Genomic DNA, 23,935 nt, shown 5'->3' with positions numbered 1-23,935 from the left:
AAGAGGCTCCCAAACGGATGCAGTTCTTGTCCTGGCAGCAGCATCTCGGTATCGCGTGGGTCAGGTGACGCTGATTCAGCTCCACTCCAACCGGCCTGTTCCCGACGGATTCCTAGGGGACTGCTTTTGAAGAGCTGCATGCCCTTCGTATGATTGGATCATGAGCGTGGCTTTGTCTTCTTGTTTGCTGGCAAGACTAAGTTCAATCAAATGATGACAGGGACAGGCAAAGCAGGTGTACGGAAAAAGCGTGGCAAGTTCCTGCGGCCTATCTTTCTCCCCAGAAGCTGCTGCTGGTCTCCAACAGATTGCTCGTTTCCGTGCATTCCAATTGGAGAAGATCTGATAAAAACCGCCAAAGACATCCAAAAACCTCCATGTTTTTCGCTAACTGATACAAGCCAGATTCTTTTTTAAGCTCATGCCTTACTTGTCGGATTAAAACTTGTCGAAGGCTCACTCCTGAGTAGCGATGAATAAGCAGGGGGGAAACAGCTGGCGAAGGACTGACCCGACGAATGGACTAACGGGATGCTCAACACCCTCAATGTGGTCCGTGAAATGGGACTGAAGAAGTCCGACGTTCACGATTCTCTACTCCGAATACCTCCTTTTAGAAGCACTAGGTCCGATACCTCACCAGGAAGCAATGGGACCGACTGTTGAAGAAGGTGATGGAACTCTTTAAAGGAGGAGCACGAACAGACCTATTAGTCTCGCAATACCAGGACCTTCAATTCTCCAAAGTGAACAACTAGAACCAGAGGAACTGGATGGATGTCTACGTCTGCTTGAACCCCATGCGGTTCTTTTGTCTTTGGGAAGAAGAGCCCCCCACGAATCAGAGTGGAGTGGTTCCAAGACAGAGGTGATCGTCTGCGTACTGGAAATCAGTAAAGGGGATAGGAACAAGCAAGAGATCACTCACTCGAGGGCTGATGCTGTGGAGAACTGGAGGCGGATGAATTAGAGGAGACCCATAGGATTCCTGCTGTTCCTTCACATCAAAAGATTAGGGGAAAAAACAAATCCAGAAATTGGTCGATGATTTGAAGACGCAAAGGCGACCCCTCCTAACTCTTCTCTTCCTCTCCCCGCACCCTGAGAAAATTATGGAACTTGAGGAGTTGCTGATCTTTAGATCACTTATGCTGGGGTTCCTTTTTTATGTCGGCGGTTCTTAGTCGGCAATTATTCGGGCACATAGGACCAACTTGCCTTCCTACAGCAAGCAAATATTTTCTCACCTCAGTATTGCTTTAGTTCCGATATTCTTGGTCTGCAGGTATGACAGCGACGAGCTCTTGCGACAAGTATGTGTGGGCAGGTCTCGAACATTTAAAGATGGGCAAATGCAGTCCAAGTCGAAAGCCAAAGAAAATGTCATGCCGGAGCTTCAAGGTGCCACGGCTCTGCTAAAGCGATTGGCAGGAAAAGGCGAATTAAATTTATACCCAAATAAATCTATTTCACATGCAAACCTTCTCTGAACGATAGAGATCATTTCGTCGTCATAGAAATCAATGTAGTTAGCTGTTGAAGAAGATGAAGAATTCTTTCTGGGAAGCGATAAATGCTCCGGTAACAGCAAGAGTTTAGAGACGCAATTAAAGTCTTCTTTTAGAAATTCATAATGCCCTAAAAAATCAACATTGATCGTGTTGTTCCCATCAACAAAGAAATCTAATTGAGAGCGCATGGAATGCAGCTTGTTAATCCATGTTTCCCCTGCTTCGCTGAGAACAAGAAAATTTTTGAAGCTTTTAATTGTATCAATTTCCTTCCTGGGGCGTGATTCATCAAGGTATCGATAAAGTGAATACATGCGAGACCATGGATTTCGAACGAATCCAAACCTAAAATAGCTACTGATTTCTTTAGACAGCTCTTTACTTTTTCCCGAAAAGCGACACTCATGCATGGAGCAAAACTCTTGAAGGGTTTCATGCTTAGTCTTCGCCAAAAGGAAACGATTATCTCCCGGAAGACTCCTAAGAACATGAGTAAGGCTTGATCCGGCAACCTTTGGGACGTGTACAAAAATAAATTTATATTTGTCGTTGATAACCAAAATTCATGACTTTAGCTAAATATAATTTTATCATTACAGCCTCTGGTCAGGTGGGAATATTAGAGTTCGATCTGTAGCTGTAGGGCGCAGGCGGGGGAATCCAAAAACAGAAAATAGGTCGCACAGCTCCTGCCGGAGCCCTACGCCAAAAGGTTTAACCTCAATCCCAGAATCAAGCGCAAGCTAAATGCTAAGTCTTGGATTTTGTCGAATGGTGATAAGAAACACCCTGAAAATTTGATTTCGGGTTTGGATCATATTAAGGCGACACCCAGATTGAGTTGGGTGTCAACCGTGACCGACAGATTCAGATGGGCGACCGTCTGACATGACGAGGGTATACCACTTCATGCCCGATCAATGATGGTGATTGCTGGCCGACGTCGATTGATTCAATTGACCAGATCTTTCCGTTGTGTCTTGTTTGCGGTCTTCACTGCTCATTAAGGCCTAGTTTTCTGATCAAGGGCTCAATCTTGCGTATGTCGATTCAGTTCATCGGGCCTGAAAGTCGCTGCTCTCTATCCCAGTGCCCAGGCAATTAACTTCACGCCGGAGGGATCCAAGGATTGAAGTTATTTCCAGATTGTTCTGAGCACTGTGTTGTGGTTTGAGATTGTGGTTGCTCTGTTCAGATCTTTGCGTTTGAACTCTTATAAAATTTGAGTAAATCTCGCTCAGATCGACTTCTGCAAAATCAAGAAATTACTCTCCTGTAATCAGTCGTATAGCTTGCGTTGCTTGTTGGCGAGATCCAGGGTTCTTAGTGCTAGACGATGTAGAGTTTTCGCTCAAAAGGTTTCTCCTGCTTCAAGCGAGCGTTCTCTAGGAGTAATGCTTCACCCTGTTCGATTTCTTGCAGCGCTTTGGTGCTCAAGTTCCTTTAGGGCGCGGAAGCGATAATCATCTTCTTGACGGAGGCCATGTAGGCACCAACTGTTGATGAAGCTCTCGAAGCTATTGCGGGCTTCCAACTCGGCAATGACCTTGCGAGTTGTTCAATGCTTATTGACTTATTTTAAGTTATTGCCACCACCAGTGCTGGTTGGATGGTGCTCACGATGATGGCCAATGTTGCTGAGTTTGAAACACGTTGGCTCACCGAGCGCACTAAGGAAGTCTTGGCGGCTGCAAAGGCCAGAGGAGTTTGTCTTTGGGGGTTCCGGGAAGGTGCTGCTGAGAAGGCTTCGGAGCTTAAGCAGAAGGCCATTGCTGAGACTGACGGTTTGTGTGGAGTCCTTGAGCCAATGGTGCGTGCTGGTTTGAGTTACGGGGCCATGGCTGATGCGCGCGCAGTTGTCGGCAAGTTCAGCAGTACAGGACGTCGTCCTCTCGCTCCGCCACAGATCGGTCGGATACTTCAGCGCTTCGGCTTATCGGGAAAGTTTCTGGTCAGTGATCAGGCTTGGGTTGCTGCCTGATGGGGCAACGTAGAGACGCTGAGTATTGCGACCTCAATGCGATAGCGCCTGAACTCAGCAAGTCTTTGTTGGCCTGGTGGGAGGTGCATGGCCGCAAGGACCCTGCGCTGAAGCCCTGGATGTTCAAGGCCGACGGCCTCTGGCCAGATCCTGATGATCTGCTCGACCCCTACGGCGTTCTGGTCGCCGAGGTGATGCGGTGCTCTGCGGCATAGGCGACTAGCTTGTCTGTGTCGGGCAAGCCTCTCCATGGCGCTGGCTTATTCCTATCGCCGCGTTTCCAGTGGTGGCCAGGCACAAGGCGATAAGTCAGGTCTGCAGCGCCAGGGTTGGTTTGGCCAGCGTTGCAGTCGCTGTCGCGGCTTGGAGCATTAGGCCCAACAGAACGGGCAGTGTCTGCAGAGGCCGTTGCCTGGATGGGTGTGTGTGAGTGGTCATGGTGTCAGTCCTCTTGGGGTTGGCGGGCTTGAAGGGCGGCCTGTAGGCAGTAGGCCAGCGATATGGCACCAGCATCTGGATGCCCCAGGCTGCGCTCACCGTGGGGCCGGGCTCGTCCTCGCTTGGGCAAAAGATCAGCGGTTGCCTGGGCGGCCTTGAGGGAGACAGCTGCTGCATCGTTCAGTGCTGCTTCCAGGCCAAGACCCTGTTTGAGGTTGTTGTGCAGACGTTGGTGAAATGGTTCGAGAGCATCAAGCATGGTTTTGTCCCCCAAGGAGGCCTGCCCAAGGGTGCGGACTGCCAGCAGTGCCGCTTCGATCGCTGTTGTCACCTGCTCGTCTACGGGACGATCCGAGATCCGCGCCAGGCTCTGACCGGCCGCCAGCAGTGCACCACCCCAGAGGGCGCCGGACGCCCCGCCGCCATGGTCCGACCAAGCTTCGCCGGCTTCCATCAACACTTCACCGGTTTCGCAGTTCTTGGCAAGGGCGGCATGGGCTGCTGCGGAGGCTCCCCGGATCCCGCGCACCATGCCGAGGCCGTGGTCACCATCTCCGGCGACGGCATCCAGTGCACCGAGTTCCTCCTCCCGTTGACAGAGGGCCTCTTCAACCGCTCTGAAGCGCGCCAACAACATCCGCTGCGGCGCGGTTAATTCGGCTGATTCGGCGGCGCTGGACTCGGCTTGTGGAGCTTTTGCGGAAGGCTGTCTGCCGACTGTGCTCGTGCCGGCGCCCGGAAGGGACGTTGCGATCTGGGCATCCAACCCACGTCGGTAAGCGGGGCTGTCGGCTGGGGCCCTCCAGAACGGTTCCAGCTCCGCATCCAGCCAGAACAGGCTGAGTGAGACTCCTGCCATGTCGAGGCTGGTGACTAGCTCACCGCATTCGCAATCGGCCACCGTGACGCCGGCCTGCTTGAGGCTGTCGCTGATCGATGCGAACAGTACGAACAGTTCCTCATATTTGAAGCCCCCGAGGCCATTGAGCAGCACTACAACACGCTGTTCCGCTGCCGTTACGTCCAATGGGCGTTCGTCCAGGAGCCGCTCCACCAGCAGCGAGGCAAGGCTGTCGGCATCACAGAGCGATCCCTCGCTCAGCCCCGGTTCCCCGTGCAGTCCCATGCCGATTGCCATCCGGCCACTTGGCACGGTGAAGAGCGGAGTACTCGCTCCTGGAAGTGTGCAACCGCTAAAGGCCACGCCCAGCGAGCGGGTGCGGGCATTGGCTTTTCGGGCCAGATGCTCCACCGCATCCAGGGACAACCCGGCCTCGGCGGCCGCACCAGCCACCTTGTAGACGGCTAACCCTCCGGCGATGCCTCGACGCTGTTCCATTTGATCGCTGCCGGCGCTGGCAATGTCATCGGTCACCGTCACGATCCGTACGTCGATGCCCTGGCGTCGCAGTCGCTCGGCTCCGAGACTGAAATGGAGGACATCGCCGGCGTAATTGCCGAAGGTCAGCAACAGGCCGCCGCCCTGCTCCACGGCGGCGCCAACCCGCTGCACCTGCCCTGCCGAGGGTGAAGCAAAGATGTTGCCGCAGACGGCTGCGCTGGCCATCCCAGCCCCAACCAAGCCAGCAAAGGCTGGATAGTGGCCTGAGCCTCCGCCCACGACCACGCCGACCTGGCCCGGGCCCATGGGGCTGAGGCGGATCACGCCACCGTCAACACGCTTTACATGTCGGGGATGGGAGGCGGCGAAACCATCGACGGCTTGCTCTGCGAACCGAGCCGGGTCTGTTGGTAGATAGCTCATGTCCAACTCTATGCAGAGTTGAGCATCCTGGTCAGCACGTTTGCAGCTGTTGTGATGACTGATTCAGAGGTCGCTGCCGATGCCCCTTGAGATCGCCGTGCCCTCAACTCAGGCGCTTCTGTCCTGGTGGGAAAACGAGGGCCGTCGCGACCCAGCCCAGAAGCCCTGGATGTTCAAGGCCGACGGTCTCTGGCCAGAGCCTGATGATGCGCTCGACCCCTACGGCGTTCTGGTTGCTGAGGTGATGCTGCAGCAGACCCAGCTGCAGGTGGTGCTTCCCTACTGGACTCGCTGGATGGAGCGGTTTCCTCAGCTCGACACTCTGGCCGAGGCGGATGAGCAGGATGTGCTCCTGTGCTGGCAGGGGCTGGGGTACTACTCCCGAGCCCGACGATTGAACGCTGCCGCTGGGATGCTCGTGGCGATGGGAGCAAGCGGTGCTGACCCCAGTGGTTGGCCGCGAGCACTCGACAGTTGGTTGGCCTTGCCTGGGATTGGCCGCAGCACCGCTGGCGGCATCCTCTCGTCGGCCTTCAACACTCCTCTGGCGATTCTGGATGGCAATGTGCGGCGTGTGCTGGCTCGGCTGCAAGCCCATCCCACGCCACCGATGCGGGCTCAGGCGCAGTTCTGGCTCTGGAGTGAGGCGTTGATTGCAGCTGCACCCGGCCGCGCCCGTGACTGCAATCAGGCCTTGATGGACCTGGGAGCAACGCTTTGCACGCCCCGCAATCCCAGTTGTGGGATCTGTCCTTGGAGTGACCATTGCGCTGCTTACGCTGCCGGCACCTCTGAGGCTTATCCCGTGACCGACGCTCCCCGTAGCCTTCCGTTCTCCGTGATTGGTGTGGGTGTGGTGCTCAACCAGGCGGGGGAGGTGCTGATTGATCAGCGCCTCAACGAAGGTTTGCTCGGTGGGCTTTGGGAATTCCCTGGGGGGAAACAAGAGCCTGAGGAGGTCATTACGGACACCATTGCCCGGGAGCTGCGGGAGGAGCTGGCCATTGAGGTGGCGGTGGATCAAGAGTTGATCACCGTTGACCACGCCTACAGCCATAAGAAGTTGCGCTTCATCGTGCATCTCTGCCGATGGGTGTCGGGTGAGCCCCAGCCTCTGGCCAGTCAGCAGGTGCTCTGGGTGAAGCCCGAAGAGCTCGGCAAGTACCCCTTCCCAGCAGCCAATGCCCGCATCATTGAGGCGCTGCATGGGCATTTCAAAGAATTGGCAGCAACATGAGCCATGGCCATCCTGCAGAGATCTGCAGGATGTTTGATGGTGAGCTCGCCTCCTCAGGTTCTTTGCGTTGGAGAGGCCTTGGTGGATCGGCTTGGTCCTCTGGGGGGCGATCCGAACACCGCTGCGCCTAGTGATTGCGACGATCGCCTCGGTGGTGCTCCGGCCAATGTGGCCTGTGCCCTGGCTCGTTTGGGGACGCCTGTGGCCTTCATCGGACGGTTGGGTCGTGATGCGATCGGTGACAGCTTTCTGGAGTTATTGAATGATCGAGGGGTGGATCTGCGCGGGTTGCAGCACGACGATCAGCGGCCGTCACGGGTGGTGCTGGTGCGACGCGACGCTAGTGGTGAACGGGTGTTTCAAGGATTCGCAGGCGATCGTGGTGCCGGCTTCGCCGACCAGGCTTTGGATCAGGCCGTATTGGATCCGCACTGGTCGTCTTTGGCGAAAGCAGCCCGCTGGCTGCTGATCGGCACCATTCCACTGGCCAGCGCTTCATCGGCGGCGGCGTTGCGATCGCTTTTGGCTCAGGCGCAGCGGGATGGCGTGCGGGTGGCCCTCGATGTGAACTGGCGACCCACCTTCTGGGACCCTGGCGCCGATCCCGCGGCTGGACCCGATGCCCAGGCCCTCGCTCTGATGCAGCCCCTGGTGCAGCAGGCCGATCTGCTCAAGTTGGCCCGGGAAGAGGCCGAGTGGCTGTTCCACACCAACACGCCGGATCAGATCAGTGCGGCCCTGCCTCGGCACCCGGATGTGGTCGTCACTGATGGTGGTGAACCCGTGCAGTGGTGCATCGCCGGACAGTGCGGCTCGATGCCGGTTCTGGCGCCGCCGCAAGTGGTGGACACCACTGGTGCGGGTGATGCGTTCACCGCCGGCCTGCTGCATCAATTGGTGTGCCTGGCGCCGGTGGCAGGTCAATCCCATCAGCTGGATAATGCCGCGGTGAAGGAGGTTGTGCGCTATGCCGCCGCCTGCGGTGCTCTGGTTTGTACCGGTGCCGGTGGCATTGATCCCCAGCCGCTGCCGTCCCGGGTGCTGGAGTTTCTGGAGCAGGTGTAGCGACGGCGGTTCTTGGCATTGATCTGGGGTACCACTTCCACGAAAGGGCTGGTGGTGGATGCCACGGCTTACGCAGCACCACTGTTGCCGGGACCTGAGGAGACGGGCTTGCAGGACAGACATGTGGTCTATCAGCAGCTTTATCCAGCGCTCAATCCGTTGTTCAGCCAGATCAGCAGGATTCAACCGTGATCGCGTGGCTCCCCATGAACTGCAGGGCTTCCTCCCGGTTGAACACGCTGCCGGTGGCTGATGTGCTGCGTACACAACTGGCTCCGAGGGCGCTGCCCCAGCGCAGGCAGGTGGGGAGATCATGGCCCTGAAGCAGAGCGGCGATGAAGCCGGCGTCGAAGGCATCTCCGGCGCCGGTGCCTCCCTGGAAATCGGTGGCATACGCACCGGCACGCAGCTTCAGCTGATCATTCAGCAGATGGGCGCCCCGATCTCCTTCGGTGATCACAACGGTTCGTGCGCCGGCGGAGCGGAAGGCTTCGGCTTGCTCCCAGGGATTGCTGAAGCCTGTGAGCAGGGCGGCTTCGTCGTTATTGGGAAGAAACACATCGGTGAAAGGAAGAAACCGTTGCAGGCGCTCCATGGCATCGGCATCGCCCACCTGCACCACATCGAGAAGAATGCGGGTTCCTGCTTTCCTTGCCTGGGCCAGGCGCTGGAGCATGGCTTCGCTTTCGAGGCCATCCAGCATCAGAAATCCGCCGATGTAGAGCACGGAGACCGATTCCAGCAGTTCGTCTGGGATCAATGCGGCGGTCATCGCTGTGTTGGCTCCGGCATAGGAGATGAAGCGCCGGTCCTGATCGGTCACGTTGATCACCGCGGTGGAGGCGGTGGCCACCTCGTTCGAGCGCACCACACCGCGCGTGTCCACCCCTGCAGCATTCAGGGTTTGAACGATGAAGTCAGCCAGCACGTCGTTGCCGACGCAGCCGCTGATCCCGGTCCTCACCCCCAGCTTGGCCAGATCGAAGGCGGTGTTGGCGGCGCAGCCTCCCAAGCTGAGCTCCATGCGTTCGGTTTCCATCAACTGCCCCTGGTTGGGCAACGCCGGAACGGGATGACAGACCAAATCAGCACACAGCAGGCCGAGGCAGAGGCAATCCACGGGCGGGGTTGATCACGGCACGGTGGATCCTGACACCTTGTCCACTTGCATCAGCTGCTGGGCTGCTGGCAAAACGAAATGCTGTGTTGCCCTGTTTGAGCGGGACACGCGCCCTCGTTCGCTTCACGCAAGCCTGAAATTTCGGAGACTACGCAAAGTTTCACCTCCACGTTTCTCAGGACGTTTCAACTCATGGTTATGCCATCGCGGACATCAATCCGGCCGATGACATCAACGTGCCTGTGGACGGTTCCTTCAGGCCCGAGCATGATCGCTCCTGATTGGACTTGGACGTGCCATACGCATTCACCGTCACCACCCCACGGGGACAAGTTCCCATTGAACTGCTCTGTGGCACGTTGAAGTCCTTGAAGGGAGAAGACTGCAAAGTATTTTCGGTGGTGGGAAATGAACCTTATTTCGTGCCCCACTTTTTGAAGCATTACCGAAAATTAGGGGCCTCACGATTCATATTTTATTTAGATCGTCCAAGTGAGGACCTCTATCAATACGTCATTAATCAGCCAGATGTAACGGCGTTCACCTCAAAAATGTCCTTTGGGACTGTCATGGGAAAATACTCCAATGGAGCGCTTTTCCGTTGGCATCATTTGCTGAATGACATGCTTACCGAAAAGCTTTTTTCTAAAAAATGGGCACTATCTGTTGATGTTGATGAGTTTGCAGTGCTCCCTAGTCGGTTTTCAACATTAGATCACTATTGCCACCATCTCGATGGATTGGGTGTTGTTCATGTTGGTGCCCCAATGATTGAGTTTTATTCGGAAACTTTAGCTCAATTGGATCATTTGGATTCTAGTGTCGATCCTTTTTCTGCATGTCAATATTTCGACTGTGGTCCCTACTATGAATGGTCTCCTGATCAGCAAAGTCCAAAACCTATCTACGCAGGGATTAGGCAAAGACTCTTTGAAAAAGTTCAAAGCCAGTATCCAGAGCATTTTGAGCAAATTGTATCGGCGGGCTATCGCTATCAGCCACCTAAAATGTGGAAAGTGCCTTTGCTGAAGCACGGTCAAGGTGTGAAAAGAATTATGAAACATGAGGCGACCCGTCCTCCCTACATTCCACAAGGATTGGCTTTAGTGCATTTCAAGTTTTTTCCTGGCTTTATACACAAAATTGTGGACGCTATTCAGCAGTCTCAATATTATCGGAATTCTATGGAGTACAAATTAATACATTTGGCTCTACAGAAATTTCCTGATTATTGTTTGACGGGTGATCGTCGAACGTGTGTTTATCAAGGGCCTGATACTTTGGTCGAAGCCCGACTTTTAATCAATAATTAGTGGTTGCTATCTATTGCGACCATATTGTTTGCAGCAATTGCAAATGTGTGTTGAGGCTAGACCTTTCAGCGAGCTTGAATCCCTCTTCGCGCATGTCTTCCGGATATTTATTTCGCAAAATTTTGCTTGCTTCGTCGGGAGTATTGTAAAGAAAGCCAGCACCGCCAATATAGTCCTTCAGGTCTGGTCGAATGTTGCGCATTAGGATTCCAAGTCCGGAAGCTTGCGCTTCCGCAATGGCCATGGGCCAGCCAACATTTTTGAGATAAGGGCATGCTGTATACAAAAGCCAATGATGTTGTTTGTACTCCCTTGCCATCAGCCAGGGCTCAACGCATTTTTTGATATTAACTCTGTTATGGATTGAATTATTCTGTTGTTTTAATTCTTCAACGTTATATCCTATTGCGTAGAGATTGAAAGTTATCCCTGGATTTTTGTCGGCGATGAAGAAGAATTCTTGCATATTCTTCTTGGGTATGGCTGCGCCCACATTCAGAATACCTTGTCCATTGTCGCCTCTATTGGCAAATCGTTTGACATCGACAACCGGGTACGAGGTAAATATTTTATGGCTTTTTATCCCGGCGTCCACGAAATTTTTTTTCAGAAATGGGAAGCAAATAATTCCACAGCATCGGTCTGAATTGATAGCGTCTTTGTACTGTGATAGGTAGTCGACGTGTTTCCCGATTACGTCAAATGAGTGTGTTCTTATGGTGTATTTGCAGCCACACAATAAAGCGGCTTTGTGTGCGAGGTGGGTAAGGTGCAAGTAGTGGCTATGAATGATATGTGGTTTTAGTTTTTGACATATTCGTAATGCTTCTTGTTTGCTTTTCGCATGCTCAAATGGCAGGTGATCTTGGTAGGGAGTGTCGTGACTAGCAAGACTTATGATTTTGACCTCACAATATGGCATGAGTGCTCTGGCTTCATTCTCTTTGTAGGTTTGAGAGAGCTGTGGGTATTCGGTTAATAAAAATACGACAAGTGGCTTCATTGTTGGGTTACTACGATTCATGCCTTAGCGCACAATAGCAAGATGGTTCCTTTTGTGAATTGAGGCAATCTCAGCTAATATTAAAGAATGGTTGTTGACAACATGGCATATGACCAGCGCTATACTTGACTATTGGAGTTAAAAAGCAGCTGAGAATTGTTTTTTAATTATTAATTTATGAATGTTCTTATCGCTCTTCCGCATTACTTCAAAGAAGCCGACCAAGCAACCTATGGGTCAGATCGACGGGGCCAGCGGCAAGCACGAAGCATTGCACTAATCCAATGCCTCAGCAGCTTGCTTGCGATGCGAAAGAATGCAGACGACTTGATCTTAAATATCCGTGCCAAGGGACTACAGAGTACTGGCTCGTTGTTTAAACGTCGTGAGGTTACGCTCGAGATTCATGTGTTTACGGACGGGATCAATATGATCAGCCCTGTCCTGAACATGTTCAAAGAGAGCATCAGCGTGCATACGTTCGAGCTTGACAATAGTCGCCATCTACCCCTGAAAGCGCGTGATCATCTCGTTGAGAACGGACATGCCTATGACCTCTGCCTGTACATGGAAGATGATCTGATCATTCGCGATAGCGAATTTTTGGATAAGCAAATCTGGTTCATCGAAGAAAGCGAACATAGAGCCGTGCTAATGCCGCACCGCACAGAATGGGTTCCCAATGGAAATGGGCAACGACTACTCGTAGATGGACCATTAAAAAAAGAGTTTATCGAGCGATTTTATATACCGAAATGCAATGCTGCCCAAGGGACGTACAAGGGTCGAGACGTCATTTTTGATCAACCTGATAACCCACATTCGGGACTCTTTTGCATCAGTGGAGCGCAAGCAAAACAATTGGCAACGCAGGAGCAACCTGTGCATGGATTTATTGGCCCACTGGAAACAGCGGCAACGTTGACGGTTTTGCGTCGGTATTTGGTGTTGAAACCGGCTTGGAAGGATCGTGATTTTCTCTGGATCGAGCACGGACATCCGTCCTTTCGAGGCTACTGTTCCAAGTGGTCCAAGCTCGATGATTCGGTTGAGATCAATGAAAATGAAAGGCCACAACTTTCGCAGTAATACTGCAAAATTAATGGATCATCGCTGCGCAATAAGTGAGGTGCAATGGCTGTCAGTATGACGTGAATAGCCTTGGTGGGGAAGCAATAAACGGATGATCTTGATGGCTTAGGTATTGAGTCAATCAATCATGCCTGTGCATAAAAACGCCCTTGTTGTATCCAGGCCTGCCGCTGTCGGCGAAAAATTGATCAATAACTGCAAGATGTGCACTCTGAAGCTGTCTCGGAGGAAGACAATTGATTACTATCAACTGTGCTGTTTTGGGCCGGCGTGCCGGCTTCGGTGCTGATGTTCATCGTTCTGCCGGCAGTACCCACCATGATCACTGCCTGGATCGTCCGCCCATGAGCATCACCCTGATCTCCGCGCTGATCGCTCTTGCTGTGTATCTCCTTGCATTGCTCTGGCTTGGTGCTCAGAGTCTTGGAGGCCAAACCAACAGCGCCGACTCCTATTTTTTGGCCGATCGCCGTCTGCGTGCTGGCGTGTTGTTTTTTACGCTGATCGCCACGAATTTCAGTGCGTTCTTTTTTCTTGGTTTTGCCGGCGCGGGGTATCGCATCGGGATCGCGTATTACCCAATGATGGCTTTTGGGACAAGTTTCGCGGCTTTGAGCTTTGGCAGTCTTGGCTGTCGGCTCCGGAAACTCAGCGCTCAACATGGCCTGATTACTCCTTCCGAATTGATTGGCCATCTCTTGCCGGGGGAGGGAGTACGCCTGTTGGTGCTTGTGGTGATGGTGTTGTTCACCCTTCCCTATCTAGCTCTCCAACCACTGGGTGCCGGTTATTTGCTGGAGAGTCTTACTGGTGGCGTCGTGCCTTTCGAAGTGGGAGCCGTGCTGCTGACGGTCGTGATTGTGCTCTATGTCGTGGGCGGTGGAATGCGAGCTGTAGCGCGGACTGATGTGCTTCAAGGCGTCTTGATGTTTTCACTGATGCTCATGGCTTTTGTGGCAATTTCCAACGGTGTGGGTGGAGTTCAAGCTGCAAATCGCACGCTTTTGCAAAAGCTTCCTGATCTGTTTAGCGCTGCTGGACGCAATGATTTTTTGAGGTCCCGCGTGATGGTGAGCTACCTGCTGCTTTGGCCTTTGTGTGTGCCGATGTTTCCGCAGATGCAGATGCGTTTTTTTGCTGCTGGCGATGACCGCTCGCTGAAGCAATCGATGGTGCTTTACCCCGTCGTGGCGGGAGTGTTGTTCATTTGTCCTGTGATGATCGGGATGTGGGGGCATCTTGCTTTCCCTGATCTTGTGGGTCGCGCATCCGATCAGATCATGCCCTTGATGTTGGGTCGTTACAGTCCGGAGTGGTTGACAGGACTGGTGATGGTGGGCGCCTTGGCTGCGTTTATGTCCACCCTGGACTCGCAGTTGTTGGCACTCTCATCGATGCTCACGCGCGACCTATACAAAAGGTATTGGCGTTCGCAAGCTTCATTGCAGGAGCAGGTGCGTGTCGGCCAGCTTGTGGTGATTGCCCTTGCTGTTGCTGGTCTGGCGATCGCCCTGCGTCCGCCGGAGGCGATTCTGTCGCTGGCCACCCATGCCTTTTCAGGTCTCGCAGTGCTGTTCCCGATGCTTGTGGGTGCTGTTTATGGCTTGCGATGGTCCACCTTCGCTGCCATCGCGTCGGTGATTTCGGGGGAATTGATTCTGTTGGGGCTTGCAACAGGCTTAATTCCTGAATCGATACAAGGAGGTTTCCTTCCTCTAATCCCAGCACTTGTTGTGGCATGCATGATTTTAGGAGTGGATTACATAATCACCCGCTCTGTAAGTTCTGCTGAAATCTGATCGGATCTTAGTGAAGTTGAAGCGTTTTTTTAGGACTGCAGGCCCAGGCCAGTTGTCGGGTCAGTTCAGCCTCAAGCACAGGGGCGACATCAAGCAGTTCTCGAAAGTCTGAGCCGTGAAAGGTTAAGGCCACAAGGCCAAGCTCACAGGCGTGAATGTTGTCACGGCCACCACTTGTACCTGAACCACCTAGGTAATCCAGCAATCCGAGAAATCTCAGGGGTGAGTCGTTGGTTGTTGGTGCTAAAAGCACTGTCTGGTTATTGAGTTCACAACCACCGCTGAGCAAAATAAAGACGCCGTCTTCTGAAAGTGTGATTTCTTCGCCTTGTTTCCAGGCCTGAATCGAACTGAGTGAGGGCAGTCTGCTCAGTGTTCTTGGCTCCAGAAGACTCAGGAGTTTTTGTCCCGCTGGTCGTTTCGCCAATCGGGTCAGTTCCTCATTCTCGTCGGGAGTTTGTCCAAGGCGAACTGCGGTGGCCCAACGCCGCGTTGAGGGATCAAACGATGACTTGGCAACGCTTTCGAGCACTCCTTCAGGCGAGGGAAGGTTTTGAAAATTGAGAGTGGCTTGTGGTCGTTGTTTTAACCAATGACTGAGTGCAAGGGTCGTGTTGTCTTCACTGCTGAGGAAGGTGTAGACGGTGTCTGGGATCGAGGCCAGCAGGTTGAGTTGATCCTCTTTGGGCCACTCCAGAGACTTGGCATTGAGGAAGCGTTGCTGAAGCTCGACCAAGGGTGGCATCAGCCTCGCAATGTGGTTGTCAATGCTGAGGAGCAACGGAAGTAAAAAGGGACTGTTCTTCGTTGTTTGGCGAAGAACCCAGCGTTCGCTGAGATGGCCCTCAATGGCTTGGTAAAGCTGATCCAGCTCTCGTTCACTACGGATTGAGTCGGGGGAGAACTCAAGGATCGTTTCCTGCCAGCTCTCGTTGTCGAGGCCGCTTTCGATTCGGATGCGCTCGAGTTCTTGACTGACAGCCTCTGGGATCAAGTCGGGTGTGATCGTTCTGCAGTGGCTGATGCGAAGCAGATGTTCAATTTCTTCCACGGCGGCACTGCGGCGGAGCTTCAGGCCTGCAAGATCCATTGCGCTGAGTTGCTGCAGCCTTGGATTTTCTGCCTCCAGCACTTCAATGGCCGCGCGGTGTTCGTCTTGGCTAAGACCAAGACTTAGTCGGAGTTCCTCGAGTTTTACGAAGGCGGTGCGGCGATCCAGGCGCCCCTGCTCCAGCTGTTCTTTCAACACGTTGCTGTAGATGGCTCGTCTGTCGCTTTTGGCGTTAGCAGGCAGTGCCTTCGCCAAGGTGAACACTTCAGAGGGAGTTAGATCGTCGAGACGACGCCCTCCGAGCCACTCGGAGAGCTGATCGCCAAGTTTCGTCAATTGCTTGCGCAGGCTTGTACTTGTGCTTTCGCGTTCATAAAGCTGCTGATTTCGGTTCCAACCCCGGTAGAGCCACATGGCCATGATCGCCATGACTCCCAGCTTGAAGACCGCATGTCCCCGTGGTCCGGTCAACGGCAACGGACTTCCCTTGAATAGGAAATAGCTATTCACCGCGATGACGGTGCTCAGCAATCGGGTTCGATGAATTGCGGTTGTTTTGGCATCTGGAAGATCGTTATGCAGGAAGTAGTTTTCCTGCCACTGTTGGATCTGCTGAAACAGGAGCCGGGAGATCAAGGCAGCGGCCGAAATAATGATCGGAACGGCGATCAGCCTCGGAACTGTGGGCCAGCCATCCGGAAGAATCGACTCCCATGCCATTGAGGCCAGACGGTTGTCGTAGGAATAAAGGTGACTTTTTAAGTAGTCGAGATAACTGATTGATGGGTCTGTTGGCGCATAGCTTTCGATGATTAGAAAGAAGCTGATTACCAAGCCTGGATAGGAATACCAGGCCCAGTTGAGGCCTCGTTTCCTTTGGAGATTGGCCCAGTAATGACGCTCAGAGTCAATGTCCATGCATGGTTTGATGCAAGCCACACAGGCGCTGGCATCGGCCTGCCCCACGTTGTCTGCCTTTGTACGGCACATCGATTGTGTCGTTCGTGATGTTGGGTTGAGATGGGCATCGCGGCCGGGCAGGCTTCGAGGACCGGTAATCACCTGCTGTGCCACTCCAAAGGGGCAGATGTATTGGCACCACGACTTACCTGCATAAGCCCATCCAGTGACGAGGGCACCGAGAAGCACAGCTCCGCTCATCACGGCAAGGACGATGCCATTGCTGTTGGCGATGAGGATGCGCATGCTCAGACCGGCGATCAGCAGGCTCCACTGCAACTGGATGTGATGGCGGCCAAGCCAAGATGATTCGTCAACGAAGACCAGCCTTTTTTTGCCGCGCTGATCGGTGACGGTGCGCTGAATCCCAAGGGCTTTGGCCAGCTGAGAGACGAAGGACAGTGGGCAAAGTCGACGCCAAAGGGCGTGGCTGAACACCACGCAGAGCAACACGGCAGGCAGGCCGATATTCCAGAAAATGTCATTGGCAACGCTGTCGCTGCAGATGCTGAGGTCGCTGCAAATCGCAGGGCGTGCCACATAGCCAGTGGGAAGCACCATCATCAACAGCAAACCCAGCCATCCAGCCAGTAACAACCAGCGCAGACCATGAACGCGCTTTTCATCAAGAGCTTCAGGGGGCATATTTTTTGGACAACTCCTGCTGTCGGTCTAGATGCTGTTCTTTGATTCAGCATCCATGGGCAACGTCGGGTGATGCAATTTGGCGCTGCGTCCGCCGCTCGGTGCATAGGTGATGTCCAAGCGCCAGGCTTCAGGAAGGGAAAGATTGAGGCGTTCCGGCCATTCCACCGCCATCAGGGCTCCTATCGCGCGGGCTTCTTCTTCTTCTTGCAGAAACAGCTCATCGGCTGACCCTGGAGCTTCCAGTCGGTAGAGATCCAGATGGATGAGGGGCGGATTCCCGTCTTGGTAGTGCTGGGCTAAGGCAAAGGTTGGACTGGTGATTGGTTCAGTGATGCCACAGGCCTTCGCAAGGCCTTGCACCAGAGAGGTTTTGCCCGCTCCCAGTTGGCCCTGCAAAAGCAAGATGCTTCCCCTGGGCAAATGCTTGACCAAGTGCTGTCCAAGCCGTTGCGTCGTCTCAAGGGTCTCAAGGTCCCAAACACTCTGTGTAAAGTCCAAATCGAGCGAGCCCGAAGCCTCGGCGTCTCTGCAGAGATTCACCTCCACGTTTCCCAGGGAGCAACAACTCATGGTGGCAGCGCCCACAACCGCGACGGAACTGAAGCTCGGCGCGGATTTCGTTATCGCGGACATCAATCAGGCGGAGTTCGGCCGCAAAGAGCTGGACATCGCTGAGACCGAGATGCCTGGTCTGATGGCCTTGCGTGAGAAGTACGGCAAGGAGAAACCCTTGAAGGGCGCCCGCATCGCCGGCTCCTTGCATATGACCATCCAGACGGCCTGTCTGATCGAGACCCTGGTGGAGCTCGGCGCCGAGGTGCGCTGGGCCTCCTGCAACATCTTCTCCACCCAGGATCATGCGGCGGCCGCCATGGCTGCCCGAGATATCCCGGTGTTCGCCGTCAAGGGCGAGACCCTGGAGGAGTACTGGGATTACACCCACCGCATCCTCGAGTGGAGCGACGGTGGCTCACCCAACATGATTCTGGATGACGGCGGCGATGCCACCGGGCTGGTGATGCTGGGCAGCAAGGCCGAGCAGGACATCACCGTGCTCGATAACCCTGGTAACGAGGAAGAAACGTTCCTGTTCGCCTCGATCAAGAAGAAGCTGGCCCAGGACCCCAGCTTCTATAGCCGCACCAAGGCTCAGATTCAGGGCGTGACCGAGGAGACCACCACAGGTGTGGCCCGTCTTTACAAGATGCAGAAGAGCGGTGAGCTGCCCTTTCCTGCCATCAACGTCAACGACTCGGTCACCAAGAGCAAGTTCGACAACCTCTATGGCTGTCGCGAGTCGCTGGTGGACAGCATCAAGCGGGCGACCGATGTGATGGTGGCCGGTAAGCAGGCCCTGGTGATGGGCTACGGCGATGTGGGTAAGGGTTCAGCCCAGTCCCTGCGCGGTCTTGGCGCCACTGTGTGCATCGCTGAAGTGGATCCGATCTGTGCCCTGCAGGCGGCCATGGAGGGCTACCGCGTGGTCCGTCTCGAGGACGTGGTCGGGGACATGGACATCTTCGTGACTGCCACCGGCAATTACCAGGTGATCCGCAATGAGCACCTCAAGAAGATGAAGGACGAAGCCATCGTCTGCAATATCGGCCACTTCGATAATGAGATCGATGTCGCTTCCCTCAAGGAGTACGAGTGGGAGAACATCAAGCCCCAGGTGGATCACATCACGCTGCCCAGCGGCAACCGGATCATCCTGTTGGCCGAAGGCCGTCTGGTGAATCTCGGCTGCGCCACCGGTCACCCCAGCTTCGTGATGAGCAATTCCTTCACCAACCAGGTGCTGGCTCAGATTGAGCTGTTCACCAAGGGCAATGAGTACGGCAAGGAGGTGTATGTGCTGCCCAAGCACCTCGATGAGATGGTGGCCCGTCTGCACCTTGATCGCATCGGCGCCAAGCTCACCGAGCTGAGTAAGGATCAGGCCGATTACATCAATGTGCCTGTGGAGGGTCCCTACAAGCCCGACCACTACCGCTACTGATCCTTCTGCTCGGTTGCCCGCGTGCCCCATGGAAGACTTGCGCGAGCTTGCGCAGGCTCCATGGGGCTTTCTGAATTCGTCACCCAGCTTCCGGAATGGATCGGTCAGGCCGTTGCCGCCAATCCCTTGGCTGGGTATGGAGCGATCTTTGCGGCCATGTTCCTCGAGAACCTGTTTCCGCCCATTCCCTCCGAATTGATCATGCCCCTCGGGGGGTTCTATGTGCAGCAGGGCCAGCTGCAGTTCATTCCCGTGGTGCTTGCCGGGCTTCTGGGCACCGTGATCGGTGCACTGCCTTGGTACGGCATTGGCAGGCTGATCAATGAGGAGCGCATCGAGCAATGGCTCGGGCGCCATGGCCGCTGGATCGGCATCAGCCCGGAAGAACTGGCCCGCAGCCGACGCTGGTTCAGCCGTTACGGCACAGCACTCGTGTTCTGGGGTCGCTTGGTTCCAGGCATTCGCACACTGATTTCAGTTCCGGCAGGAATTGAACTAATGCCGATCACGCCCTTTCTGATCTGGACCACAGCAGGGAGCCTGATCTGGACCTTGCTGCTCACCATTGCCGGCATGGTTTTGGGAGAGGGGTACAGCAATGTTGAGCTGTGGATTGATCCCGTCAGCAAGGTGATCAAAGTGCTGCTGGTGATCGCGGTGATCGCCGGTGGCATCTGGCTGGGCCTGAGGGTCTGGCGGCGGCGCAACGCCGCCGACTGAACCGCGCCTCAGAAGGGAACGTCCTCGTCGCTAGCGCTGCCACCACCGAAGCTGTTCCCACCACCGAAGGCTCCAGCGCCCGATTCGCTGTCACGCTTGGAGCCGAGCAGCTCAAGCCGATCCACTCGCACCACGGGTTTGCTGCGTTCCTCTCCGCTGTTGCGGTCGGTCCAGCGGTCGAGCTTGAAGCTGCCGATGATCCCCAGGAGGGACCCTTTCTTCACGTAGTCGGCGGCCACCTGGGCTTGCTTGCCCCAGATCTCCAGGTTGAACCAGTCGGGTTCGTCATCACGACTGCGGCGATTCACCGCGATGCTGAGGTTGGCGACCATGCTGCCCGATTCGAAATAACGGACTTCGGGGTCGCGGCCGGCACGGCCGACCAGGGTCACGGAATTGACTCCCATTGAATCTCTCCTGTTAGTGGGTCAATGATGCGCCACGGCTGTCAGAACTGACGGTTGTCGTGGCTGCCTTCAAGGAGTTCCACCTTCATCGGTTGATGTAACAGATGGGCCTGGAAACTGCCCCTATGATTCTTCGAACGATGTCTCAGCCAGTGCTCTTCCGTCGCTTCCAACTGTCCCGCGACATCGGTATCGACCTCGGCACAGCCAACACCCTGATTTACGTTTCAGGCAAAGGCATCGTGCTCCAGGAACCATCGGTGGTAGCGCTGGATCTCGAGCGGGGTGCAACGCTCGCCGTGGGCGATGAAGCCAAGTTGATGCTGGGGCGCACCCCAGGCAACATTCGAGCTGTGCGTCCGCTTCGCGATGGCGTGATCGCCGACTTTGACGCCGCTGAGCAGATGCTCAAAACCTTCATTCAGAAGGGCAATGAGGGGCGCGGCATCGTGGCCCCTCGGCTCGTGGTCGGCATCCCCAGCGGTGTGACCGGGGTTGAGCGCCGCGCCGTCCGGGAGGCTGGTCTCGCCGGTGCTCGGGAAGTGCATCTGATTGACGAGCCAGTGGCGGCTGCCATCGGTGCCGGACTGCCGGTCACCGAGCCCGTTGGCACCATGATTGTGGATATCGGCGGTGGCACGACCGAGGTTGCCGTTCTCAGTCTTGGCGGCACGGTGCTGAGCGAGTCGGTGCGGGTGGCTGGTGATGAAATCAGCGATTCCATCGGTGTTTATCTCAAAAAAGTGCACAATCTGGTGGTGGGTGAACGCACTGCTGAAGACATCAAAATTCGGATCGGTTCGGCCTTCCCTGACAACGAGTTCGATCAGACCGTGATGGATGTGCGTGGTCTGCATCTTCTCTCCGGGCTTCCCCGCACCCTTCAGTTGCAGGCCGGTGATCTGCGCGAGGCCATTGCCGAGCCTTTGAATGTGATTGTGGAAGCCGTCAAGCGCACACTTGAGCGCACCCCTCCGGAGCTCGCAGCCGACATTGTGGATCGCGGCATCATGCTGGCCGGAGGCGGAGCACTTGTGCGTGGCATCAGTGACCTGATCAGCCATGAGACCGGCATCTTTACCCACATCGCCGAAGACCCTCTGCTCTGCGTGGTGAAGGGGTGCGGGCAGGTGCTCGAGGATTACAAACGTCTGCAGCGCGTGTTGGATACCCCTGAATTCGTGAGAGCAGCGGCTGCCGTCTGACCGTCATGGGGTTGTCCCAGAGGCCTCAGGGGTCTCGATTGCGCTCTTTTCGCCGGCTCTGGCCCTGGTTCATCCTTCTTGTGGTTCTCGGCCTGGTGCGGCTGAGCAAGGGCGCCGGGTTCGCTGACGCCTTTGCTCTGCTCAGCCGGCCTTTCTGGCCTGGCTCAGCGCAGCGGGAGTGGATTGAGTCGGCCGTCCGTCAAGACGCTACGTCCCGCCTTCAGTTGCTGGAACAGGACAATGCACGGCTGCGCGGCCTGCTGGAGCTCGACCGGTTGTCCTCGGGCGATCGGGTGCAGGCGGCTGTGATTTCACGCACGCCATCGGGCTGGTGGCAGCAACTGGAGCTCGGTAAAGGGTCCTTCAACGGCATCGCTAAGGATGATGCGGTGATTGGCCCCGGTGGATTGGTCGGCCGCGTTCAGAGCGTGACCCCGGCCACCAGTCGGGTGCGCTTGCTAACGGCACCGGGGAGCCGCATCGGCGTCTGGTTGCCGAGAACCCGTCAGCACGGTCTGCTGGCAGGCCTTGGCACGGCACGCCCACAGCTGCAGTTTCTGGACAAAGAGGTGCAGGTGCGGCCTGGTGATCTCGTGAGCACATCCCCGGCCAGCACCCTGCTCCCCCCAAATCTGCCGGTGGCCGTCGTGCAGTCCATCAACCTGCGCGGCGTTCCCGCTCCGACCGCCCTGGTGCAGTTGATTGCTCCTCCCGATGCCATCGACTGGGTGCAGGTGCAGGTGCGTTGATTTATGGCTCGATTGCACCGTCAACCGATCTGTGTGGCCTCCGCCCTCCTGGTTCCCCTGTTCCAGCTGGTGGCTCCCTCCTGGTTGGTGTTGGATGGGGTAGGGCCCAGCTGGGCGATGCTCTGGTTGCTGCCTTGGGCGCTTGTGGATGGCCCAGTGTCCGGTGGGATTGCAGGTGCTGCGCTCGGTCTGGTGCTCGATGGCCTCAGCTTGGGGGATAGCAGCCAGATTCCTGCATTGGTGCTGATGGGATGGTGGTGGGGCCGCCTCGGGCGACGCGGTCAGCCGATCCAGCGCAGTCTCAACATCGGATTGCTGGCTTGGATCGGCACCCTGGTGCTGGGGTTAAGCCTCTGGTTGCAGCTGCTGATGCTGGAATCGGCCGACGTGCTGCTTCAGGCCTGGGCCCTGCACACCACCCTGGCCCAAGCCCTGATCACTGGACTGTTGGCGCCGATGGTCGGATCCTGGCAACTGCTCCTCTGGCGACGCCGCGCACCTGCATGACCTTCAAGCAACGACGACGGCGGACGCGGCAATGGCTGGTGGGCCTGGCTCTCGCCGGTGTGGCGACGCTCGGCTGGGGATGCCGAAGGCCGGCGGCACCGGAGGGGACGCTTCAGCTCTGGACCCTGCAGCTGGCACCCAAATTCAATCCATATATGACCTCGGTCATCAAGGCCTGGGACACGCGCCACCCTGAAGCACCGGTGCGGTGGACCGATCTGCCTTGGGGATCGGTGGAACGCAAGCTGCTGGCAGCAGTGTTCGCGCGCACGGCCCCGGATGTGGTGAATTTGAACCCCCCCTTTGCCGCCAATCTGGCCAGTAAGGGAGGGCTTGCGGATCTCACGCCGCTGTTGCCCGATGGTGCGGCAGAGCGCTACTTGCCGTCGGTCTGGGATGCGGCTCGGGATCCAGAGGCCGGACAGATCGCAATCCCCTGGTACCTCACGGTGCGTCTGAGCCTGGTGAACCGCGACCTGCTGCGCGAAGCAGGCCTGGACCAAGCACCCCGGCGCTGGGAGGAAATACCCGCCTATGCCAGGGCGATCCGCGAGCGGACTGGGCGTTATGGGCTGTTTGTGACCGTGGTGCCGGATGACTCCGCTGAGCTCTTGGAGTCGATGGTGCAGATGGGTGTGACCCTGCTCGATGATCGCCAGCGTGCGGCCTTCAACACCCCGGCCGGCCGCAAGGCTTTTGCGTTCTGGACGGATCTCTACCGGGAAGGCCTGCTGCCGAGGGAAGTGGTGAGCCAAGGGCAGCGACGGGCGATCGAGCTGTATCAGAGCGGGGAGTTGGCGCTGCTGGCCAGTGGTGCTGAGTTTCTGCGCAGCATCCAGACCAATGCTCCTGGGGTGGCGGCGGTCACCCTGCCTCAACCGCCGCTCACCGGTGCCGATGGAACGGCCAATGTGGCGTTGATGACCCTGGCGGTGCCGCGCCAGAGCGACCAGGCAAAGGAGGCTGTGGAGCTAGCTCTGTTCCTCACCAATGGCCCCAACCAGGCCCGTTTCGCGAAGGAAGCGCGAGTGCTGCCCTCGTCTCTGAAGGCTCTTGAGCAGGTGCGAGCTGAGCTGAAGTCCGAGCAACCGGCCAGTGCGGACGAGGCACAGATCCGTGAAGCCCGTTTGCTGTCCGCCGACACCCTGAAACGCGCACGGGTGTTGGTGCCGGCCACGCCAGGTATCAAACGGCTGCAGAGCATCATCTACACGCAGCTGCAGAGGGCCATGCTTGCTCAGATCAGCAGTGAGCAGGCTTTGCTGGAAGCGGAGCAACAATGGAATCGCTACGCCAGCTCCCGCTGGCCTTGATCCGCGACCCACTGATAGGGAGCGCCCTGTGTCGTCAGATTCTTAAAAGAAC

At 56.0% G+C, this 23,935-nt stretch carries 22 protein-coding genes; 14 read left to right on the top strand and 8 right to left on the bottom strand.

Annotated elements, in window-relative coordinates; genetic code table 11:
- Nucleotides 1-1,396 precede the first annotated feature (1,396 nt).
- Nucleotides 1,397-2,071, bottom strand: a complete 675-nt coding sequence (locus WH7805_RS13880; protein ID WP_071933694.1) for a sulfotransferase family 2 domain-containing protein — start codon at nt 2,069-2,071, stop codon at nt 1,397-1,399.
- 1,025 nt (nt 2,072-3,096) lie between these two features.
- On the opposite strand from WH7805_RS13880, the gene WH7805_RS08080 reads away from it, so the two are divergent.
- Together WH7805_RS08080 and WH7805_RS14420 are read left to right on the top strand one after the other, a co-directional pair.
- Nucleotides 3,097-3,492 carry a recombinase family protein gene (locus WH7805_RS08080; protein ID WP_255344572.1) on the top strand — a complete coding sequence of 132 codons (396 nt, stop codon included), beginning with the start codon at nt 3,097-3,099 and terminating at the stop codon, nt 3,490-3,492.
- Nucleotides 3,492-3,707, top strand: a complete 216-nt coding sequence (locus WH7805_RS14420) for a hypothetical protein (RefSeq protein WP_006042554.1) — start codon at nt 3,492-3,494, stop codon at nt 3,705-3,707. The genes WH7805_RS08080 and WH7805_RS14420 overlap by 1 nt, the downstream gene beginning before the upstream one ends.
- A 94-nt stretch (nt 3,708-3,801) precedes the next feature.
- Here the strand turns inward: WH7805_RS14420 and WH7805_RS15085 are convergent, their stop codons facing one another.
- Nucleotides 3,802-3,930 carry a hypothetical protein gene (locus tag WH7805_RS15085; protein WP_255344561.1) on the bottom strand — a complete coding sequence of 43 codons (129 nt, stop codon included), beginning with the start codon at nt 3,928-3,930 and terminating at the stop codon, nt 3,802-3,804.
- A gap of 4 nt (nt 3,931-3,934) precedes the next feature.
- The gene (locus WH7805_RS08075) at nt 3,935-5,695 is read right to left on the bottom strand and encodes a dihydroxyacetone kinase family protein (RefSeq protein WP_006042553.1); all 1,761 of its coding nucleotides are present in this window, start codon (nt 5,693-5,695) and stop codon (nt 3,935-3,937) included.
- Nucleotides 5,696-5,774: 79 nt separating this feature from the next.
- Here WH7805_RS08075 and mutT point away from each other — a divergent pair, with 79 nt between their 5' ends.
- Genes mutT through WH7805_RS14415 form a run of 3 tightly spaced genes read left to right on the top strand, consistent with a single transcriptional unit; the run spans nt 5,775 to nt 8,189 of the window.
- Nucleotides 5,775-6,932: an 8-oxo-dGTP diphosphatase MutT gene (gene mutT / locus WH7805_RS08070; RefSeq protein WP_006042552.1), complete on the top strand. Its 1,158-nt coding sequence runs from the start codon at nt 5,775-5,777 to the stop codon at nt 6,930-6,932.
- 36 nt (nt 6,933-6,968) lie between these two features.
- On the top strand, nt 6,969-7,997 hold the full coding sequence (locus WH7805_RS08065) for a carbohydrate kinase (protein ID WP_038005267.1): 1,029 nt from the start codon (nt 6,969-6,971) through the stop codon (nt 7,995-7,997).
- 12 nt (nt 7,998-8,009) lie between these two features.
- On the top strand, nt 8,010-8,189 hold the full coding sequence (locus WH7805_RS14415; RefSeq protein WP_156783651.1) for a hypothetical protein: 180 nt from the start codon (nt 8,010-8,012) through the stop codon (nt 8,187-8,189).
- Here the strand turns inward: WH7805_RS14415 and WH7805_RS08060 are convergent.
- On the bottom strand, nt 8,170-9,117 hold the full coding sequence (locus tag WH7805_RS08060) for a carbohydrate kinase family protein (protein ID WP_006042549.1): 948 nt from the start codon (nt 9,115-9,117) through the stop codon (nt 8,170-8,172). The genes WH7805_RS14415 and WH7805_RS08060 overlap by 20 nt on opposite strands.
- A 293-nt stretch (nt 9,118-9,410) precedes the next feature.
- Between WH7805_RS08060 and WH7805_RS13875 the strand changes: the two genes are divergently transcribed.
- A complete protein-coding gene (locus tag WH7805_RS13875; RefSeq protein ID WP_198005744.1) occupies nt 9,411-10,430 on the top strand; it encodes a glycosyltransferase family 2 protein in 1,020 nt (339 codons plus the stop codon).
- Nucleotides 10,431-10,440: 10 nt separating this feature from the next.
- Here the strand turns inward: WH7805_RS13875 and WH7805_RS08045 are convergent, their stop codons facing one another.
- On the bottom strand, nt 10,441-11,433 hold the full coding sequence (locus WH7805_RS08045) for a hypothetical protein (protein WP_006042547.1): 993 nt from the start codon (nt 11,431-11,433) through the stop codon (nt 10,441-10,443).
- Nucleotides 11,434-11,610: 177 nt separating this feature from the next.
- Here WH7805_RS08045 and WH7805_RS08040 point away from each other — a divergent pair, with 177 nt between their 5' ends.
- Complete coding sequence (locus WH7805_RS08040; RefSeq protein ID WP_006042546.1) at nt 11,611-12,522, top strand: hypothetical protein; 912 nt, start codon at nt 11,611-11,613, stop codon at nt 12,520-12,522.
- 347 nt (nt 12,523-12,869) lie between these two features.
- Entirely contained in the window at nt 12,870-14,324 is a 1,455-nt protein-coding gene (locus tag WH7805_RS08035; protein WP_006042544.1) for a sodium:solute symporter family protein, read from the top strand.
- Nucleotides 14,325-14,331: 7 nt separating this feature from the next.
- On the opposite strand, the gene WH7805_RS08030 is transcribed toward WH7805_RS08035, so the two are convergent.
- Together WH7805_RS08030 and tsaE are read right to left on the bottom strand one after the other, a co-directional pair.
- Nucleotides 14,332-16,980 (bottom strand): 4Fe-4S binding protein, encoded by a 2,649-nt coding sequence (locus tag WH7805_RS08030; protein ID WP_006042543.1) that lies wholly within the window; start codon nt 16,978-16,980, stop codon nt 14,332-14,334.
- A 27-nt stretch (nt 16,981-17,007) separates the two neighbouring features.
- Entirely contained in the window at nt 17,008-17,553 is a 546-nt protein-coding gene (gene tsaE / locus WH7805_RS08025; protein WP_006042542.1) for a tRNA (adenosine(37)-N6)-threonylcarbamoyltransferase complex ATPase subunit type 1 TsaE, read from the bottom strand.
- On the opposite strand from tsaE, the gene ahcY reads away from it, so the two are divergent.
- Together ahcY and WH7805_RS08015 are read left to right on the top strand one after the other, a co-directional pair.
- Nucleotides 17,552-18,982: an adenosylhomocysteinase gene (gene ahcY / locus WH7805_RS08020; protein ID WP_006042541.1), complete on the top strand. Its 1,431-nt coding sequence runs from the start codon at nt 17,552-17,554 to the stop codon at nt 18,980-18,982. The genes tsaE and ahcY overlap by 2 nt on opposite strands.
- Nucleotides 18,983-19,042: 60 nt before the next feature.
- Nucleotides 19,043-19,702 (top strand): DedA family protein, encoded by a 660-nt coding sequence (locus tag WH7805_RS08015; RefSeq protein WP_006042540.1) that lies wholly within the window; start codon nt 19,043-19,045, stop codon nt 19,700-19,702.
- Between the two features lie 8 nt (nt 19,703-19,710).
- Here the strand turns inward: WH7805_RS08015 and WH7805_RS08010 are convergent, their stop codons facing one another.
- Complete coding sequence (locus WH7805_RS08010) at nt 19,711-20,109, bottom strand: single-stranded DNA-binding protein (protein ID WP_006042539.1); 399 nt, start codon at nt 20,107-20,109, stop codon at nt 19,711-19,713.
- Between the two features lie 152 nt (nt 20,110-20,261).
- Between WH7805_RS08010 and WH7805_RS08005 the strand changes: the two genes are divergently transcribed.
- Genes WH7805_RS08005 through WH7805_RS07990 form a run of 4 tightly spaced genes read left to right on the top strand, consistent with a single transcriptional unit; the run spans nt 20,262 to nt 23,883 of the window.
- Nucleotides 20,262-21,314, top strand: coding sequence for a rod shape-determining protein (locus WH7805_RS08005; protein WP_006042538.1), 1,053 nt, complete (start codon nt 20,262-20,264; stop codon nt 21,312-21,314).
- Between the two features lie 5 nt (nt 21,315-21,319).
- A complete protein-coding gene (gene mreC / locus WH7805_RS08000) occupies nt 21,320-22,063 on the top strand; it encodes a rod shape-determining protein MreC (RefSeq protein ID WP_038004551.1) in 744 nt (247 codons plus the stop codon).
- A gap of 3 nt (nt 22,064-22,066) precedes the next feature.
- On the top strand, nt 22,067-22,570 hold the full coding sequence (locus WH7805_RS07995) for a hypothetical protein (RefSeq protein WP_006042536.1): 504 nt from the start codon (nt 22,067-22,069) through the stop codon (nt 22,568-22,570).
- A complete protein-coding gene (locus WH7805_RS07990; protein ID WP_006042535.1) occupies nt 22,567-23,883 on the top strand; it encodes a sugar ABC transporter substrate-binding protein in 1,317 nt (438 codons plus the stop codon). The genes WH7805_RS07995 and WH7805_RS07990 overlap by 4 nt, the downstream gene beginning before the upstream one ends.
- The last annotated feature ends 52 nt before the right edge of the window (nt 23,884-23,935 follow it).

It is taken from the genome of Synechococcus sp. WH 7805 (genome assembly GCF_000153285.1).
In the GTDB taxonomy this organism is placed as follows: domain Bacteria; phylum Cyanobacteriota; class Cyanobacteriia; order PCC-6307; family Cyanobiaceae; genus Synechococcus_C.
Note: the sequence above shows the minus strand (reverse complement) of the source record. Positions and strands in the feature narration are given on the sequence as shown.

Excerpts from the sequence above, each read along its gene's own strand:
- WH7805_RS08075 (WP_006042553.1), bottom strand. The coding sequence starts at position 5,695 with ATGAGCTATCTACCAACAGACCCGGCTCGGTTCGCAGAGCAAGCCGTC.
- mutT (WP_006042552.1), top strand. The coding sequence starts at position 5,775 with ATGCCCCTTGAGATCGCCGTGCCCTCAACTCAGGCGCTTCTGTCCTGG.
- WH7805_RS08035 (WP_006042544.1), top strand. The coding sequence starts at position 12,870 with ATGAGCATCACCCTGATCTCCGCGCTGATCGCTCTTGCTGTGTATCTC.
- tsaE (WP_006042542.1), bottom strand. The coding sequence starts at position 17,553 with ATGAGTTGTTGCTCCCTGGGAAACGTGGAGGTGAATCTCTGCAGAGAC.
- WH7805_RS08065 (WP_038005267.1), top strand. The coding sequence starts at position 6,969 with ATGGTGAGCTCGCCTCCTCAGGTTCTTTGCGTTGGAGAGGCCTTGGTG.
- ahcY (WP_006042541.1), top strand. The coding sequence starts at position 17,552 with ATGGTGGCAGCGCCCACAACCGCGACGGAACTGAAGCTCGGCGCGGAT.
- WH7805_RS14420 (WP_006042554.1), top strand. The coding sequence starts at position 3,492 with ATGGGGCAACGTAGAGACGCTGAGTATTGCGACCTCAATGCGATAGCG.
- WH7805_RS07995 (WP_006042536.1), top strand. The coding sequence starts at position 22,067 with ATGGCTCGATTGCACCGTCAACCGATCTGTGTGGCCTCCGCCCTCCTG.
- WH7805_RS08010 (WP_006042539.1), bottom strand. The coding sequence starts at position 20,109 with ATGGGAGTCAATTCCGTGACCCTGGTCGGCCGTGCCGGCCGCGACCCC.
- WH7805_RS07990 (WP_006042535.1), top strand. The coding sequence starts at position 22,567 with ATGACCTTCAAGCAACGACGACGGCGGACGCGGCAATGGCTGGTGGGC.
- WH7805_RS15085 (WP_255344561.1), bottom strand. The coding sequence starts at position 3,930 with ATGACCACTCACACACACCCATCCAGGCAACGGCCTCTGCAGACACTG.
- WH7805_RS08045 (WP_006042547.1), bottom strand. The coding sequence starts at position 11,433 with ATGAAGCCACTTGTCGTATTTTTATTAACCGAATACCCACAGCTCTCT.
- mreC (WP_038004551.1), top strand. The coding sequence starts at position 21,320 with ATGGGGTTGTCCCAGAGGCCTCAGGGGTCTCGATTGCGCTCTTTTCGC.
- WH7805_RS08015 (WP_006042540.1), top strand. The coding sequence starts at position 19,043 with ATGGGGCTTTCTGAATTCGTCACCCAGCTTCCGGAATGGATCGGTCAG.
- WH7805_RS08040 (WP_006042546.1), top strand. The coding sequence starts at position 11,611 with ATGAATGTTCTTATCGCTCTTCCGCATTACTTCAAAGAAGCCGACCAA.
- WH7805_RS08030 (WP_006042543.1), bottom strand. The coding sequence starts at position 16,980 with ATGCCCCCTGAAGCTCTTGATGAAAAGCGCGTTCATGGTCTGCGCTGG.